15 protein-coding genes and 2 tRNA genes are annotated in these 14,788 nt (G+C 64.0%); 12 read left to right on the top strand and 5 right to left on the bottom strand.

The features are described from left to right. Window positions 1–14: 14 nt before the first annotated feature. The 6 genes from gyrA to GUV69_RS14770 all read left to right on the top strand — a co-directional run bounded on the left by gyrA (window position 15) and on the right by GUV69_RS14770 (window position 4,924). Window positions 15–2,693 (top strand): DNA gyrase subunit A, encoded by a 2,679-nt coding sequence (gyrA, locus tag GUV69_RS14790; RefSeq protein ID WP_164203768.1) that lies wholly within the window; start codon window positions 15–17, stop codon window positions 2,691–2,693. Then, window positions 2,690–3,394, top strand: a complete 705-nt coding sequence (locus GUV69_RS14785; protein WP_164203765.1) for a DUF3566 domain-containing protein — start codon at window positions 2,690–2,692, stop codon at window positions 3,392–3,394. The genes gyrA and GUV69_RS14785 overlap by 4 nt, the downstream gene beginning before the upstream one ends. 98 nt (window positions 3,395–3,492) lie before the next feature. Continuing rightward, a tRNA-Ile gene (locus GUV69_RS14780) sits at window positions 3,493–3,566 on the top strand. Window positions 3,567–3,585: 19 nt separating this feature from the next. After that, entirely contained in the window at window positions 3,586–3,753 is a 168-nt protein-coding gene (locus GUV69_RS23010) for a DLW-39 family protein (RefSeq protein ID WP_244292738.1), read from the top strand. Between the two features lie 72 nt (window positions 3,754–3,825). Next, window positions 3,826–3,901: transfer RNA gene (locus tag GUV69_RS14775), tRNA-Ala, on the top strand. 69 nt (window positions 3,902–3,970) lie between these two features. Beyond that, window positions 3,971–4,924 (top strand): DMT family transporter, encoded by a 954-nt coding sequence (locus tag GUV69_RS14770; protein ID WP_164203763.1) that lies wholly within the window; start codon window positions 3,971–3,973, stop codon window positions 4,922–4,924. Between the two features lie 66 nt (window positions 4,925–4,990). Here GUV69_RS14770 and GUV69_RS14765 read toward each other — a convergent pair whose 3' ends face one another. Then, window positions 4,991–5,866, bottom strand: coding sequence for a glycosyltransferase family 2 protein (locus GUV69_RS14765; RefSeq protein WP_164203760.1), 876 nt, complete (start codon window positions 5,864–5,866; stop codon window positions 4,991–4,993). A 136-nt stretch (window positions 5,867–6,002) separates the two neighbouring features. Further along, window positions 6,003–6,986, bottom strand: coding sequence for a hypothetical protein (locus GUV69_RS14760; protein ID WP_164203756.1), 984 nt, complete (start codon window positions 6,984–6,986; stop codon window positions 6,003–6,005). A gap of 155 nt (window positions 6,987–7,141) precedes the next feature. Between GUV69_RS14760 and GUV69_RS14755 the strand changes: the two genes are divergently transcribed. The 3 genes from GUV69_RS14755 (at window position 7,142) to GUV69_RS14745 (ending at window position 9,864) form a co-directional block, all read left to right on the top strand. Further along, the gene (locus GUV69_RS14755) at window positions 7,142–7,687 is read left to right on the top strand and encodes a peptidylprolyl isomerase (RefSeq protein WP_164203753.1); all 546 of its coding nucleotides are present in this window, start codon (window positions 7,142–7,144) and stop codon (window positions 7,685–7,687) included. Window positions 7,688–7,696: 9 nt separating this feature from the next. Then, a complete protein-coding gene (locus GUV69_RS14750; protein ID WP_164203750.1) occupies window positions 7,697–8,578 on the top strand; it encodes a rhomboid family intramembrane serine protease in 882 nt (293 codons plus the stop codon). A gap of 815 nt (window positions 8,579–9,393) precedes the next feature. After that, the gene (locus tag GUV69_RS14745; protein WP_164203747.1) at window positions 9,394–9,864 is read left to right on the top strand and encodes a carboxymuconolactone decarboxylase family protein; all 471 of its coding nucleotides are present in this window, start codon (window positions 9,394–9,396) and stop codon (window positions 9,862–9,864) included. Between the two features lie 241 nt (window positions 9,865–10,105). Here the strand turns inward: GUV69_RS14745 and GUV69_RS14740 are convergent, their stop codons facing one another. Both GUV69_RS14740 and GUV69_RS14735 read right to left on the bottom strand, forming a co-directional pair. Next, on the bottom strand, window positions 10,106–10,720 hold the full coding sequence (locus GUV69_RS14740) for a DNA-3-methyladenine glycosylase I (RefSeq protein WP_164203744.1): 615 nt from the start codon (window positions 10,718–10,720) through the stop codon (window positions 10,106–10,108). A gap of 19 nt (window positions 10,721–10,739) precedes the next feature. Then, window positions 10,740–10,994 carry a cell division protein CrgA gene (locus GUV69_RS14735; RefSeq protein WP_164203741.1) on the bottom strand — a complete coding sequence of 85 codons (255 nt, stop codon included), beginning with the start codon at window positions 10,992–10,994 and terminating at the stop codon, window positions 10,740–10,742. A 174-nt stretch (window positions 10,995–11,168) separates the two neighbouring features. Between GUV69_RS14735 and GUV69_RS14730 the strand changes: the two genes are divergently transcribed. From GUV69_RS14730 to GUV69_RS14725, 3 genes are read left to right on the top strand one after another with little or no spacing between them, the layout of a single operon-like run. Beyond that, window positions 11,169–11,975 carry a class E sortase gene (locus tag GUV69_RS14730; protein WP_164203738.1) on the top strand — a complete coding sequence of 269 codons (807 nt, stop codon included), beginning with the start codon at window positions 11,169–11,171 and terminating at the stop codon, window positions 11,973–11,975. Beyond that, window positions 11,975–12,145 (top strand): hypothetical protein, encoded by a 171-nt coding sequence (locus GUV69_RS22870; protein ID WP_167525096.1) that lies wholly within the window; start codon window positions 11,975–11,977, stop codon window positions 12,143–12,145. Before GUV69_RS14730 ends, GUV69_RS22870 begins: the two co-directional genes overlap by 1 nt. Next, window positions 12,142–12,783 carry an aminodeoxychorismate/anthranilate synthase component II gene (locus GUV69_RS14725; protein ID WP_164203735.1) on the top strand — a complete coding sequence of 214 codons (642 nt, stop codon included), beginning with the start codon at window positions 12,142–12,144 and terminating at the stop codon, window positions 12,781–12,783. The genes GUV69_RS22870 and GUV69_RS14725 overlap by 4 nt, the downstream gene beginning before the upstream one ends. A 48-nt stretch (window positions 12,784–12,831) precedes the next feature. Here GUV69_RS14725 and pknB read toward each other — a convergent pair whose 3' ends face one another. After that, entirely contained in the window at window positions 12,832–14,784 is a 1,953-nt protein-coding gene (gene pknB / locus GUV69_RS14720; RefSeq protein ID WP_164203729.1) for a Stk1 family PASTA domain-containing Ser/Thr kinase, read from the bottom strand. Window positions 14,785–14,788 lie beyond the last annotated feature (4 nt).

Raw genomic sequence — 14,788 nt, 5'->3', positions numbered from 1 at the left:
ACGGAAAATATAAAATGAGTGACGAGACACCCGAGAACCCGGCGGATTCCGCCGATCTTCCGGAAGACGTACTTGAAGGCGATGTGCTGATCGACCGCGTGGAGCAGGTGGACCTGCAGACGGAAATGCAGCGGTCCTACCTGGATTACGCCATGGCGGTCATTGTGGGCCGCGCCCTTCCCGACGTGCGCGACGGGCTCAAGCCCGTCCACCGGCGTGTGCTTTACGCAATGTTCGACGGCGGCTACCGGCCGGACCGGTCGTTCAACAAATGTGCCCGTGTGGTGGGCGAGGTCATGGGCCAGTACCACCCCCACGGCGACACCGCGATCTACGATGCCCTGGTCCGCCTCATCCAGGACTGGACCATGCGGTATCCGCTGGCCCTGGGCCAGGGCAACTTCGGTTCCCCGGGCAACGACGGCGCTGCCGCGCCCCGTTACACCGAAACCAAGATGGCCCAGCTCGCCATGGAAATGGTCCGGGACATCGACGAGGAAACCGTCGACTTCCAGGACAACTACGACGGCAAGAACCAGGAACCCACCATCCTGCCGGCCCGTTTCCCCAACCTGCTGGTCAACGGGTCCTCCGGCATCGCCGTCGGCATGGCCACCAACATTCCGCCGCACAACCTGCGCGAAGTAGCCGACGGCGTCCAGTGGTACCTGGCCAACCCGACGGCCACACGCGAGGAGCTGCTCGAAGAGCTGCTCCTCCGCGTTAAGGGCCCGGACTTCCCCACGGGAGCCACCATCCTTGGCCACAAGGGCATCGAGGACGCCTACCGGACAGGCCGCGGGTCCGTCACCATGCGCGCCGTGGTCAACGTGGAGGAACTCCAGGGCCGCACCTGCCTTGTGGTCACTGAACTGCCCTACCAGGCCAACCCGGACAACCTGGCCATCAAGATCGCCGAACTGGTCAAGGACGGCAAGATTTCCGGCATCGCGGACCTCCGCGATGAAACCTCCGGCCGCACCGGCCAGCGCCTGGTCATCGTCCTTAAGCGCGACGCCGTGGCCAAGGTGGTGCTGAACAACCTCTACAAGCACACCGAACTGCAGAGCAACTTCTCCGCCAACATGCTGGCCATTGTGGACGGGGTCCCGCGGACGCTGAGCCTGGACGCGTTCATCCGCCACTGGGTCACGCACCAGATGGACGTCATTGCGCGCCGGACAAGGTACCGCCTGCGCAAGGCCGAAGAAGAGGCGCACATCCTGCGCGCGCTCCTGAAGGCCCTGGACATGCTCGATGAAGTCATCGCCCTGATCCGTGCGTCAAACACCACCGAAGCTGCCCGCGACGGCCTGATGCAGCTGCTCGACATCGATGAGCTGCAGGCCCGGGCCATCCTGGACATGCAGCTGCGCCGCCTCGCCGCCCTGGAACGGCAGAAGATCCAGGACCGGCACTCGGAACTCGAAGCCCTGATCGCTGAGTACAACTCGATCCTGGCCTCGGAGTCGCGCCAGCGCGAAATCATCAGCACCGAGCTGGCCGAGATCGTGGCCAAGCACGGCGATGACCGCCGCACGAAGATCCTGATGGGCTTCGACGGTGACATGTCCATGGAGGACCTGATCCCGGAAGAGGAAATGGTTGTCACCATCACCCGCGGCGGCTACGTCAAGCGCACCCGGAGTGACAACTACCGGTCGCAGCAGCGTGGCGGCAAGGGCATCAAGGGCGCCCAGCTGCGCGGCGACGACGTCGTGGAGCACTTCTTTGTGACCACCACCCACCACTGGCTCCTTTTCTTCACGAACCTGGGCCGGGTATACCGCGCCAAGGCCTACGAGCTGGTGGAAGCCGGACGGGACGCCAAGGGCCAGCACGTTGCGAACCTCATGGCCTTCCAGCCGGACGAACACATTGCCCAGGTCCTGGACCTCAAGGACTACCAGCAGTCCCCGTACCTGGTGCTGGCCACCAAGCGGGGCCTGGTCAAGAAGACCCGGCTTGAGGACTATGACACCAACCGCTCCGCCGGGGTCATTGCCATTAACCTGCGGGACGGGGACGAACTGGTCTCCGCCCAGCTGGTCTCCGAAACGGACGATCTGATGCTCGTCTCGCGAATGGGCCAGTCCATCCGCTTCACCGCCACCGATGACGCGCTGCGCCCCATGGGCCGGGCCACCTCCGGCGTCACCGGAATGAAGTTCCGCGAAGACGACGAACTGCTGGCCGCCGACGTCGTCACGGACGGCTCGTTTGTCTTCATCGTCACCGAGGGTGGCTATGCCAAGCGGACCGCCGTGGAGGAATACCGGCTCCAGGGCCGCGGCGGCCTCGGCATCAAGGTGGGCAAGTACCAGGAGGAACGCGGCCATCTCGTCGGTGCCCTGATTGTCCAGGAAGAGGATGAGGTCCTGGTGGTTATGGAAGGCGGCAAGGTTGTCCGCTCCTCCGTGGCCGGCGTGCCGGCCAAGGGCCGCGACACCATGGGCGTCATCTTCGCCAAACCGGACAAAAATGACCGCATCATCGAGGTGGCACGCAACAGCGAACGCGGCCTTGAGGGCGAGGAATCCGCGGAGGATGACGTAACGTTGGCTGAAGACGCAGGGTCCCCCGAGGGAGCCGCAGAGTCAGCATCAGCACAAGAAGCATCACCGGCTGTTGAGTCAGAGGACGCCTCCGGCGACGCTGAGCCGAACGAAGACTACACCGGAGGTAACGAGTGAGTAATCCCGACTCATATCCCAAGCCGAGCAGCACCGTTCCCGGCGGAACCCCGCAACCCGCGGCCGCTCCCCGGGTGAACGCGCCCACCCGTCCGCAGCAGAGGCCGGGAGCTCCCGCCAGTGCCCCTGCCGGCGCACCCGGCCAGCGTCCCTCGCAGGGTCAGCCGGCGCAGGGTCAGCCGGCGCAGGGTCAGCCCGGCCAGCGGCCCGTTCAAAGCCAGCCAGGGCAGCGTCCCGTGCAGGGCCAGCCCGGCCAGCGCCCGGCAGGTCCCGGTGTCCGCCCCGGGCAGGGACAGACCGCCCAGCCCGGCCTGGTCAAGCCTGCTCCCAAAGCCAAGGTCAGGCGTGCCCGGCTGCTGGTCAGCAAGGTGGATCCCTGGTCCGTGCTGAAAATGGCGTTCCTGCTCTCCGTGGCGTTGGGAATCGTCACGGTAGTGGCTGCGATCGTGCTGTGGACGGTCCTGGACCTTACGGGGATCTTTGACCAGGTGGACAGCCTCCTGGGCACGCTGGCAGGTTCCGAAGGCGGCGGCTTTGAACTCAAGAAGGTCGCATCCTTGGGCCAGGTGGCTTCTTTTGCAACCATCATCGCTGTGGTGAACGTTGTCCTGCTGACGGCCCTGTCCATGCTGTCCGCGGTGCTGTACAACATCTCTGCCACCCTCGTGGGCGGCATCGGAGTGACCCTCACGGACGACTGAAATCCTCAATTTCGCCGGATATTTTCCGGCGAAAAGCCTCGATTTGAGATCGGGCCGGGATGTGCTGTACAGTCATATCTCGGCCCGATGAGGCATCGGGGCGTATAGCTCAGGCGGTTAGAGCGCTTCGCTGATAACGAAGAGGTCCCAGGTTCAAGTCCTGGTACGCCCACGGAACCTGTGCAGGTTTCATGGAAGGTCCGGTTTGCTTAGCGGCAGGCAGGGCCGGAACGGGGTTGCATGTGAAGAAGTTGCTGGTACTCGCAGCTGCGGTCGCAGGCGTCCTGCTCTACAGGAAAGCACAGGAATCCGAAGCCCGGAAAACAGTCTGGAGCGAGTCGACGGATCAGGTCGACTAGGCCGGATCGCCGGAACGGAAGCTGGCTAAAGGCTTCGAGGTTCTAGGGTATGATTGACGGGTTGCTTCTTATGGGGGCATGGCGCAATTGGTAGCGCACCTGCTTTGCAAGCAGGGGGTTCGGGGTTCGAGTCCCCGTGCCTCCACCATAAGAGAGTCCCGGACAGCGGAAACGCTGTCCGGGACTTTTCGTTTGTGCCTGACAGTAGGGTTGAACAGTGAATCTCCTTTTTGCAGCCCTCGGGGTGCTGGGTGTGGCCTCCTCCGGGCCACTGATCGCCGCTACCCTCGGAGCCACCACAGTCAGTGCCCTCGCCATCGCCTTCTGGCGCAACGCGATCGCAGCGGCCGTGATGGCCACTCCCACACTGGTCCGCGAACCTCGGCAGTTCGGCCGCATCACCGGACCTGAGTTCCGCTGGGCCCTGCTGGCCGCCATCGCCCTTGCCCTGCACTTCGCCTGCTTTATCACCTCCTTGCAACTCACCTCCGTTGCTGCTGCCACTGCCCTGGTGTGCCTGCAGTCGGCATGGATCGCTGTCTTCCAGCTCTTCCGCGGCACCAGGCACCGCTGGCAGGTGCTGGCAGGGCTGGGGATAGCCTTTGGCGGCGTCGTTGCCATCACAGGGTTCGACATGGGGTCCTCGCCGGATGCCTTCCTGGGCGATGTCCTGGCCGTGGCCGGAGGGGCGCTGGCCGGCCTTTATACGCTGGCTGGCGGCAAGGCCCGGCAGACCATGTCAACGGGGACCTACACCACGCTCTGCTACGGCATGTGCGCCGCCGTTGTGGCGGTGCTGGCGCTGTTCAGCGGCCAGCCGCTGGTGGGGTTCGACGCCGCAGGCTGGCTTGGGATCCTGGCGATCACTGTGTGCGCCCAGCTCGTTGGCCATACCGCGTTTAACCATCTGCTCGCCACCATGAGCCCGCTGCTGGTATCGATGATCATCCTGCTGGAGATCCCCGGCGCGGCTCTTCTGGCGGCAGTGTTCTTGAACGAGACGCTTCCGGCCGGTACGTACGCCGGACTGGCGCTTATCCTCGTGGGCCTCGCCGTGGTGGTGATGGGCCAGAAGTCCGGCTTCAGCCGTAAGCGGCGTGCCGCGGCCGCCGCTGGCACCCAGGCAGGGGAACCGCCGTCGGACCGTCTTGCCGAACTGGGAACCGACTGAATTGGGAACCGACTGAGCCGGGAACCCGCTGGCGTTGCCGCCCGCCGAAAGGGCAGTTGCCCCTGGCTACTGTCCGCCGCGGCGGACCGGCTGCGCGGTGTTGACCGTGTGGATGGCCCGCAGGAGTTTGGCCGGGAAGTACACGGAGAAAAACACCACCATGGGGGCCTTGAGGGCCATCTTCTTGACGTTGTGCGCTTTGTACGTGCGGTCGAAGCGGGTCACGTAGTAGCGGTAGTCCCGCGGTGAGTCTTCCAGCCTGCGGGCGGACATGCCGGAGACCATCTGGGGCCAGTACTGGACTTTGAGTTCGTGGTCGGCGAGGTGCAGGGAGAGATCGATGTCCTCGTGCATCTCATCCTTCTCGTCGCGGCAGGTTTCATCCCGGATGGTTTCCCAGGCGGTGGCACGCAGGGCCATGTTGGAACCGAAGAGGAAGTGGTACTGGTGCTTGGCCAGCTTCAGCATCAGTTGGCGCATCTTGTCGTCGGCTTTGAGGCCGAATCGGCGCATGGGCATGTCGTAATAGACCACCGGGCCGGTTGCCGCCTGCACTGACGGGTCCTGGAATGCCTTCTGGACCTGTTCTACCCAGTCCGGTTCCACCACGGAGTCCGCGTCGATGCGGCCCAGGATGTCGCCGGTGGCGTGGTTCAGGCCAAAGTTTCGGGTCGGGATGAGGCCCTGGTCCCGGTCCTGGCTGAGCAGGATGATGGGGCTTTCCGGATACTCCAGCTGCATCTGCGCCACAATCGCTGCGGTACGGTCCGTGGAGAGATTGTCCACCACGATGATTTCGTGGGCCGGCACTGATTGGTAAACGGCAGCGATCAGGCACTGCCGGATGACACTTTCCTCGTTGTAAGCCGGGATCACAATGGACACGCGCGGCAGCTGTGCTGCGTCGTTCAAGGCATCCCCGGAGGATTTATCGGCTGACATCAGTCCAAATTTAGCACCCATCGGGGTTCTCCCCGGCGGAGACCGGGCCGGGCCCGGGCAAACTCCGGGAAAACACTGAAGGGGTCCCGCACCAGGCGGAACCCCTTCAGTGGACGGCGCGTCAGCGCCGGAATAACTAGATGGTGTTCTTGTCCGCGGAACCGTTCATGTTGGACGCGATGTTCTTCATGGCTGTTTTGGCGTCCGTGGAACCCTTGGCCTCGGCGTCGCCTGACTCATCGGCCAGGTGCCTGGCCTTGTCGGCAGCCTCATCCGCGGTGTCCTTGGCTTCTCCGGCAACGTCCTCCGCCTTCTCAGCAACAGCGCCTGTGGCTGAAGCCGTGGCAGCTGCAGCCTTGGCCTCGGCGTCCTCTGTAGTGCCCTTCGCATCGGTCACCGTGGTGGCGGGAACCGGAGCCGGGGTGGGCGTCACCGGTGAGGGTGTCTTCCAAGGATCCTCTACAGGCTTGGACGCCTTCCAGGCGGCAACCCCCGCGGCTACGGCGGCCGCGATGATGCCGAATACCAGCCAGCCGCGCTTCTTCGGCTTCTGAGGCTCCGCGATCTGGATGCCCACAGCCTTGCCTGCTTCATGTGCAGCGGCGCGGAACTGCGTGCCGGCTGTCTGTGCCTGCTCCTGGAGGGCATGCACCACACCGGAGTCGGTCAATTTCTTCGCCACAGCATCCACATGCGTGGGAGCTTTTTCCAGTGTCCGGTGCACAGCCTCGGAGGCGTGGCCGATCTGGTCCGAGAGACGCGGCAGGTATTCCACCACCACGCGGTCCCGGGCGTTCAGGATGACGGGGGCAGCTTTGTCCACGGCGTCATGCAGCCGCGGGGTGGTGCCCTCCACGGCGTCATGGATCTTCGGAGCAAGGTGCGCCAGACCGTCCTGGATACGAGGTGTCACTGTTGCGACGCCGTCGGCCAGGTTGTGGGCTGCGGTTTTGAGCCCCTCCTGAATTCGGGGGGATGCGGTGTCCAGGCTGTGCTGCAGGCGCGGGACTGCCCAATCCACTGCTGCTTCCACGCGGGGGGATGCCCAGTCCTTCGCATACTCAACTGCGTTGTTGACTGACTGTTCAAGGTCACGGGCAATACGATCCGATTTCTTCACAACTACCTCCCGATTAATGTGACGGTTCTGTTGTTAGCCTACGTGGATTGACCTGCACCGGCTATTCTTCCAAGGGATTTACGGCTGATTTCACCCAGCGCGGAACTACCGGTGCAGCAGCTTTCCGCGTTGACCTGCCGTGAAAGAATGGGCCTATGACTGCCATCGCAACTGCAAAAGCAACCATCCACACCAGCCTCGGCGACATCGTCGTCAACCTCTTCGGCAACCACGCGCCCAAGACGGTCAAGAACTTTGTTGGCCTGGCCACCGGCGAGCAGGCCTGGACCCACCCCGAGACCGGCGAGGACAAGACCGGCACGCCGCTGTACAACGGCACCATCTTCCACCGCATCATCAAGGACTTCATGATCCAGGCCGGCGATCCCCTGGGCCGCGGCGTCGGCGGACCCGGCTACAAGTTCGACGACGAAATCCACCCGGAGCTCAGCTTCAACCAGCCCTACAAGCTGGCCATGGCCAACGCAGGCATCCAGATGGGCAAGGGAACCAACGGTTCACAGTTCTTCATCACCACCATCCCCACCGACTGGCTGCAGGGCAAGCACAGCATCTTCGGCGAGGTCGCCGACGACGAATCCAAGAAGGTCGTCGACGCCATCGAGGGCGTCCGTACCGGCATGGGCGACCGTCCGGTGGAGGATGTCACCATCAACAGCATTGACATCGAACAGCTCTAACCTCATCGCATGAGCTACGGAATTCCGGCGGCTGAGCCGTCCGCGCAGATTCCGGTGTGCCCCAGGCACCCGGACAGGCCCTCCTATGTGCGCTGCCAGCGCTGCGGGCGCCCTGCCTGCCCGGACTGCCAGCGGGCGGCCGCCGTCGGATTCCAATGTGTTGACTGCGTTAACGAAACAGCACGGTCGACGCCGGCTGTTAAGAGTGTCTATGGCGGCGCCGTCGCTACGGGCAGACCAATGGTGACGCTGGGCATCATTGTGGTGTGCGCGGTGATGTACGTCCTGCAATGGATTCTTCCGAACGACTGGATGTACCAAAACCTGGCATTCGCCAACATCTTCGCTGTGCCGGAATACGGCCAGTTCGAACCGTGGCGCATGGTGACGGCCGCTTTCCTGCATTCCCAAGGGTTCGTCCTCCACATTCTGCTGAACATGTACATGCTGTGGATTTTCGGCCAGGCACTCGAACCGCTCATGGGCAGGATCCGTTTCCTGGCGCTGTATCTGATCTCGGCCATCGGCGGATCGGTCGGCTACCTTGCGCTTACCCCCGGCTATCAGCCTGGCGTACCGCTCACCGGGGTGGTGGGTGCTTCCGGTGCCATCTTCGGCCTCTTCGGGGCGATGCTCCTGGTGCAGCGGCACCGCGGCGGCGACACGCGTCAGCTCTGGGTACTCATAGCCATCAACGGCGTCATTGGTTTTGTGGTCCCGCAGATCGCCTGGCAGGCGCATCTGGGCGGACTGATCGCCGGCGGCCTCTGCGCTGCCGTCATTGCCTACACACCCCGCGGTCCACGCCAAGGCCTGATCCAGGCGGCGGGGCTCGTGGCCGTGCTGGTTCTCCTGATCGCCGTGAGCTGGGTCAAGGTCTCCACAGGCTAGCTGCGCCCCGCTACGCGAACATCCAGACAGCAGACCCCGGCGTCCCCAGTGGACGGCGGGGTCTTTCTGTATCTCCGGGGAAGCAGCGCCTTTTTGAACTGCGATTCGTTCCCCGGTTCGAAACAGCCCGCGTCGATACATCCGGGGTCCGGTGCTCCCCGTTTCTCGACTGTGACGGCTCTTGTCCGCCTGTGGGCGCGTTGCCGGCTGCGGGGGGCTGACCGGGCACTGCACCCGTCCTCTGAGGGCTCTTGCGGCGCCTGCGCTCACGCCGCCTGACGCAGGCGGCACACGCAGCTCTTTGACCGTAAAAACTTTCCGCGCTGCCGCATACTTGGTTATCCACAGGGGTTATCCACACTGTTGGTAACTTACACAGGTGTAGTTCACAGAGCGTGGGACTCCCAGCCCCCGAAAGCCAGCTGTTTTCCATGCCGTACCGTCTCGGCTGTCCACAATTGTGGATAACCTCTGGGGATGGGCCTGTGGTTAAGTGGAAAAACTGCCTGGTTTGACACATAGTGTGGATAACTGGACGATTCTTGGCCTCTTCAGGCTGTCGACCGCCGTGGCGCCACCGTCTTTCAACAGGCTTATTCACAGTGTTAATAACTTACAGACGCGTAGTTAGAGATCCCGGTTTCCCGGCTCGTGGCCTGTGAGAGCTTCACTTAGGCCGGGCCTGTGGATTCTTGTCCACAACTGTGGATAACTTGTGGGTAGCCGCGTGTTAGTAAGTGGAAAAGTACGGCCTGTGGGAGGGTATTTCTGTAGACGTCCACTCAAAAGATCTCCCCCAGCCAGGAGGACCCGCCATGAGCGCCACCGCGCCGCAACACATCTTTCTCGACAAACAGCACCCTGGGGTGTGGCGCGCTCTCAACGGACTCGGCCTGAAAGTGCGTGATGCCGCTGAAGAGGCAGGGATCGACCGGAAGACCATTGAACTGCTTTACGTGCGGATCTCGCAGATCAATGGCTGCGCCTACTGCCTTGATATGCACGTAGGGGACGCGGTCAAGGCCGGCGAGACGCCGCAGCGCCTTGCCGTGCTGCCCGCCTGGCGTGACACTGCCCTGTTCACCGACAAGGAACGGGCGATCCTGTCCCTGGCCGAGTCCGTTACCGAACTCCCGGATTACGGTACCCGCGAGCACAACGAAGCAGAGGCGCGCGAACATCTTAGCGACGAGGAGTTTTCCGCCGTCAGCTGGTTGGCGATCGCCATCAATGCCTTCAACCGCGTTTCCATCACCAGCCACCACCCGGTCCGCCAGGAGCCCTAGCGGGGACGCCCCGCGTCGGTGTTATCCACAGCTAATCCACACTGTTAATAACTGCGTCGCTGAACCGGCAGGGTTCCCTCCCGCGCGTCAGGGCCTGTGCAGGAACCGGCGGCCCGCATTTGCACAAAAGTTATGCACATTGTGGATAACTATCCCAACAGCTGGGGACAACTGCCTCCACGGCAGGCAGTGATACTGCTCAGTCACGCAGGAAATCAGGCAGCTCAGCCAAGGAGGTCAGTCATTCCGGCCAGACACCCGAGGACCCGCGCCGGTGGCTGGCCAGCAAGTGTGTGTCCACCATGCCGATGGCCTCCATCAGCGCGTACATGGTGGTGGGGCCAACAAACGAAAAGCCCTCTTTGCGCAGTGCCCGGGACAGCGCTACGGACTCGGGAGATTGCGTGGGGATGTCGGCGTGGGTGGCCGGCCGGGGCGTGGTGCCGGGCTGGAACTGCCAGACGAAATCAACCAGGCCTCCCCGTTCCCGGAGCGAGACGGTGGCGCGGGCATTGTTGATGGTGGCCCGGATTTTGAGCCGGTTACGGACAATGCCGGGGTCCTGCAGGAGACGCTCAACATCCGCCTCGGTGAAGGCGGCAACAGCGTCCGGGTCGAAATGATGGAAGGCGCTCCGGAAGGCCGGACGCTTGCGGAGGATGGTGGCCCAGGACAGGCCGGCCTGGAATCCTTCCAGGCTGATTCGTTCGTACAGTCCGTGCTCATCCCGGACGGGAAGGCCCCACTCAGAGTCGTAGTACTCACGCAGGAGGGGATCCACGGAGGCCCAGGGCGGACGGGCCAGTCCGTCGTCGCCAATTATGGTGCCGTCCGTACGCGCGGCGGCGGGGGTCATGCCGGTACCGCGGCCAGCGTCAGGAGCGCCAGCGTGTTGTCATCAGGAAGCCGATGATGGCGATGCCGAAGCCGGCCACAATATTCCACGACTCCCAGGCTTGGACGGGGAACCGGCCTTCACTGATGTAAAAGGTGATGATCCACAGGAGTCCAATGATCATCAGGCCAAACATCACGGGCTTGAACCAGACTGCGTTGGGCTTGTACGCCTGCGTCGTGGATGCGGGCTGGGCTGCGCTGGAAGACTTCCGGCGTGGCTTTGACTCGGGCACGTGCTCTCCTTGGCGGGCTGGAACAAGCTCGGCGCCGAGGGCTTGATATCCTGCAAGAAGGAAGTTGCCAGCGGTCTGCGCGATCTTGGTCAAATCTGGATTCTTACTAGCAGTCAATTCTAGCCGCAGTTCAGGGCGCACTTGTGCCCGAGGCGGCAGCCCCGAGGAGAACGCGTGGTAGTGCAGGAGAGGGCGAGGCGTGCCGCCAGGCCGCCTGCCGGTTTGAGGCCGGCCCGCGCCTCCGTTCTGCGCGGGACCGTGCAGGTGTTCGGCGAACTGCTCATCACGGCCGGGATCATCCTGCTGCTGTTTGTGGCCTGGCAATTGTGGTGGACCAACGTGGAATCAGATGCCCGGCAGAGTGCGGTCATCAAGGAGTTCGCCCAGGAACTCGGCAGTGCGGCCCCATCGGAGCCGGCCCCCGTTACCGGAACGCAGGCGGAGCCGGTGGACTATGGAGAGCCCGTGGTCGGCACAGCACCGGGCCACGCCGGCACCATCGGCATCATGTATATCCCCAGGTTCGGCGCCAATTACACCCGGCCCATCGTGCAGGGAACCACTCACGATGTCCTGGACACGCTTGGGCTGGGTCACTACCCCACCACGGCAATGCCGGGTTCGGTGGGTAACTTTGCGGTGGCCGGCCACCGGCAGACGCACGGGGCTGTCCTGGACAACATCCACACCCTGGTGCCTGGCGATAAGATTTACGTCCAGACCAAGGACGGATACTACGTCTACGTGTTCCGGAACAACCAGATAGTGATGCCGTCCCAGACCAACGTGCTGGAACCGGTGCCCACCCGCCCGGGCGTAACCCCCACCGAAAGCTACCTCACCATGACCAGCTGCAACCCGCGCTTCGGCGCCGAGGAACGCATCATCGCCTACGCGATGCTGGACAGCTGGCGGCCTGCCTCGGCGGGTCCGCCGGCCGAAATCGCGGCCCAGGTTGCCGCAGCCGTAGGGGGAAGCTGATGTATGGCTGGATTTTCCGCCACCTTCCGGGACCCCTCTGGCTGCGCATTTTCACCTCACTGGTGCTCATCGCCGGCGCCCTGGTCCTGATGGTCCAGTTCCTGTTCCCCTGGATGTCCGATCTCACCCAATTCACCGACTCAACGATTGGTGCCACAAGCCAGCCATGACCACAACCAAGATCCTGGTCGTAGACAACTACGACAGCTTTGTTTACACCCTGGTGGGCTACCTCCAGGAACTGGGCGCCGAAACCACCGTTGTCCGCAACGATGACGTCACCCTTGCCGAGGCCATCGAGCTCGCAGAGAGCCGCGACGGCGTCCTGGTCTCGCCCGGCCCGGGCAACCCCGCTGAAGCAGGGGTGTGCATTGAGCTGATCAAATGGTGCGGCGCGAACAACAAGCCAATGTTCGGTGTCTGCCTCGGCCACCAGGCGCTGGCCGAAGCCTATGGCGGCACGGTGACCCACGCGCCGGAACTGATGCACGGCAAAACGTCCCTCGTGGAGCACAACGGAACCAGTGTCTTTGCCGGGCTCCCCTCCCCCGTGACGGCTACGCGGTACCACTCCCTGGCAGCGGTGCGGGACACCATCCCGGACGTTTTGGAGATCACTGCCGAGACGTCGTCGGGCGTAATCATGGGCCTGCAGCACCGCACTGCACCGCTGGTCGGCGTGCAGTTCCACCCTGAATCAGTCCTGACCGAGGGCGGCTACCAGATGCTGGGCAACTGGCTGGAATCCCTCGGCATGACGGGTGCGGCCGCCCGGGCGGCCACGTTGAGCCCGCTTATCCAGCACTGACAGGAACTCCGCGCGGCTTTTTGTCCCGCGCTGCTTTGGCGGGTGCGGTCAGTCCCTGTCCCTGTCGCCGGTGCGGGTCGGGGTGGGAGTGGGTGTTGGCGTTGGTGTGGGCGGCGGCGGTGGTGCTTTGGCCACCACCACGTTGACGGTCGTACCCTGGTCAACGGCAACGTTCCCGGGCTCGCTCTGGTCGGTCACCCGGCCAGGTTCCACCTGCGAGTTCTCAACTTCCTGCACGTTGGGTACCAGTCCCAGGTCCTGAAGCGCCGTTTCAGCCTCTGCACGGGTGCGGCCACGAAGCTCCGGCATGGCGACCTTGCCAGTGGAAACGACAATCTCCACCGTGCTGCCCGGAGCCACCATCTGGCCAGGCGACGGGCTGGTGGTGATCACCCGGCCGCGGGGAACCGTGGCGCTGTTCGCCTCGGTAGTGGACGGGGCGCCGACCAGCCCAGTCTGGCGCAGGATATCGCGGGCCGCCGCCTCCGTCTGGCCGGGAAGGTTTTCGGGGATCTTCAGGGCGCTTGGACCTTCGGAGATGTTCAGGATCACTTCGGCATTGGGATCCAGGGATGCGCCCGCCGCCGGATCGGTTCCGATGGCGGACCCCTTGGGCACCGTCTCATGGGTCAGGCGTTCTGTCTTGGGGCGGAGGTTGGCCTCCCACAATCGCTGCAAGGCCGCCGATTCCGTGAGGGAGGCAACCACGGGCACCTCCACTTTGGGCGGCGGGGGCGGGGGCTGGTTCATGATCTGAAACAGCCACAGGCCACCGCCCGCGAGGACCAGCAGCGTCAGAACCACCAGGGTGGCAATCCACGTACGACGCCGGGACTTCTGCCGTACAGTCCGCTCACGTTCGGGCGGGAAGCCGAGGGGCAGTACGTCCGCTTCCTGCACTTCCAGCGGTGCTGACGACTGCGCAAGGACGCTTGTGCCCTCGTTGTGCATGTCCGCGAGGTTGTACCGGCCCGTGGGTGTGTCATCAAAGTGGCCGGCTCCGGTGAGGCCGAACGCCTCGGTGGCGGGTGAATCTGGCGTGGGGACGTGGTCGTTGGGATCCGTGGGTGCCTCGGTGGCGGGAAGCGCGGGAACCGGGACGCCGGCCCGGGCCGCCCGCAGCGCACGACGGAACGCCGCGGCATCCTGGAAGCGGTCGTCGCGGTTCTTCTGCAGCGCCTTGGCCAGGACGCTGTCCAGCGCCGGGGACACCTCGGGGTTCAAGCTGCTGGCCGGCTGGGGGATCTCCCGGACATGCTGGTAGGCCACCGATACCGGGCTGTCGCCGACGAACGGCGGGCGTGCGGTGAGCATTTCGTAGAGCAGGCAGGCCGCCGAGTAGAGGTCGCTGCGCGCGTCCACGGTTTCGCCCCGGGCCTGTTCCGGCGACAAATATTGGGCGGTTCCCACCACTGCCTGGGTCTGGGTCATGGTGGCCGAGGAATCCGCCATGGCCCGGGCGATCCCGAAGTCCATGACCTTGACCGAGTTGGATCCCTCGCAGTACATCACGTTGGCCGGTTTGATGTCCCGGTGGACGATGCCCGCTTTGTGGCTGTACTCAAGGGCCGAGAGGACACCGAGGCAGAACTCGATGGCCCGGTCGATGCTCACTTCCTTGGCCCGGATGAGATCGCGGAGAGTCTTGCCCTCCACGAACTCCATCACAATGTAAGGCACGCGGACATTGTCCTCGGAGCCGTCCTGGACCAGATGTTCGCCCGTGTCATAGATGGCCACAATGGACGGATGGTTCAGCGCCGCAACGGACTGGGCTTCGCGCTTGAACCGGGCCTGGAACTGCGGATCCCTGGCCATATCCGGGCGGAGCAGCTTGATGGCCACTGTCCGGCCAAGACGGGTGTCCAGTCCGCTGTGGACGTCCGCCATCCCCCCGCGGCCGATCAGGGCGCCGAGTTCGTAGCGGCCGCTGAGGACACGCTGATTATCCACCGGGAGGCTGTCCTCCCGGTGGAGCGGGGTGCGGGGCGAATCGTTCACGTGC

The sequence above is a fragment of the [Micrococcus luteus] ATCC 49442 genome (assembly GCF_010367585.1).
In the GTDB taxonomy this organism is placed as follows: Bacteria; Actinomycetota; Actinomycetes; order Actinomycetales; family Micrococcaceae; genus Arthrobacter; species Arthrobacter luteus_A.
This window is presented reverse-complemented; position numbering and strand designations above follow the sequence as displayed.

Coding starts and splice junctions, on each gene's coding strand:
- GUV69_RS14755 (WP_164203753.1), top strand. CDS start 7,142: ATGACTGCCATCGCAACTGCAAAAGCAACCATCCACACCAGCCTCGGC.
- GUV69_RS14725 (WP_164203735.1), top strand. CDS start 12,142: ATGACCACAACCAAGATCCTGGTCGTAGACAACTACGACAGCTTTGTT.
- GUV69_RS14740 (WP_164203744.1), bottom strand. CDS start 10,720: ATGACCCCCGCCGCCGCGCGTACGGACGGCACCATAATTGGCGACGAC.
- GUV69_RS22870 (WP_167525096.1), top strand. CDS start 11,975: ATGTATGGCTGGATTTTCCGCCACCTTCCGGGACCCCTCTGGCTGCGC.
- GUV69_RS23010 (WP_244292738.1), top strand. CDS start 3,586: ATGGAAGGTCCGGTTTGCTTAGCGGCAGGCAGGGCCGGAACGGGGTTG.
- GUV69_RS14765 (WP_164203760.1), bottom strand. CDS start 5,866: ATGTCAGCCGATAAATCCTCCGGGGATGCCTTGAACGACGCAGCACAG.
- GUV69_RS14750 (WP_164203750.1), top strand. CDS start 7,697: ATGAGCTACGGAATTCCGGCGGCTGAGCCGTCCGCGCAGATTCCGGTG.
- GUV69_RS14745 (WP_164203747.1), top strand. CDS start 9,394: ATGAGCGCCACCGCGCCGCAACACATCTTTCTCGACAAACAGCACCCT.
- gyrA (WP_164203768.1), top strand. CDS start 15: ATGAGTGACGAGACACCCGAGAACCCGGCGGATTCCGCCGATCTTCCG.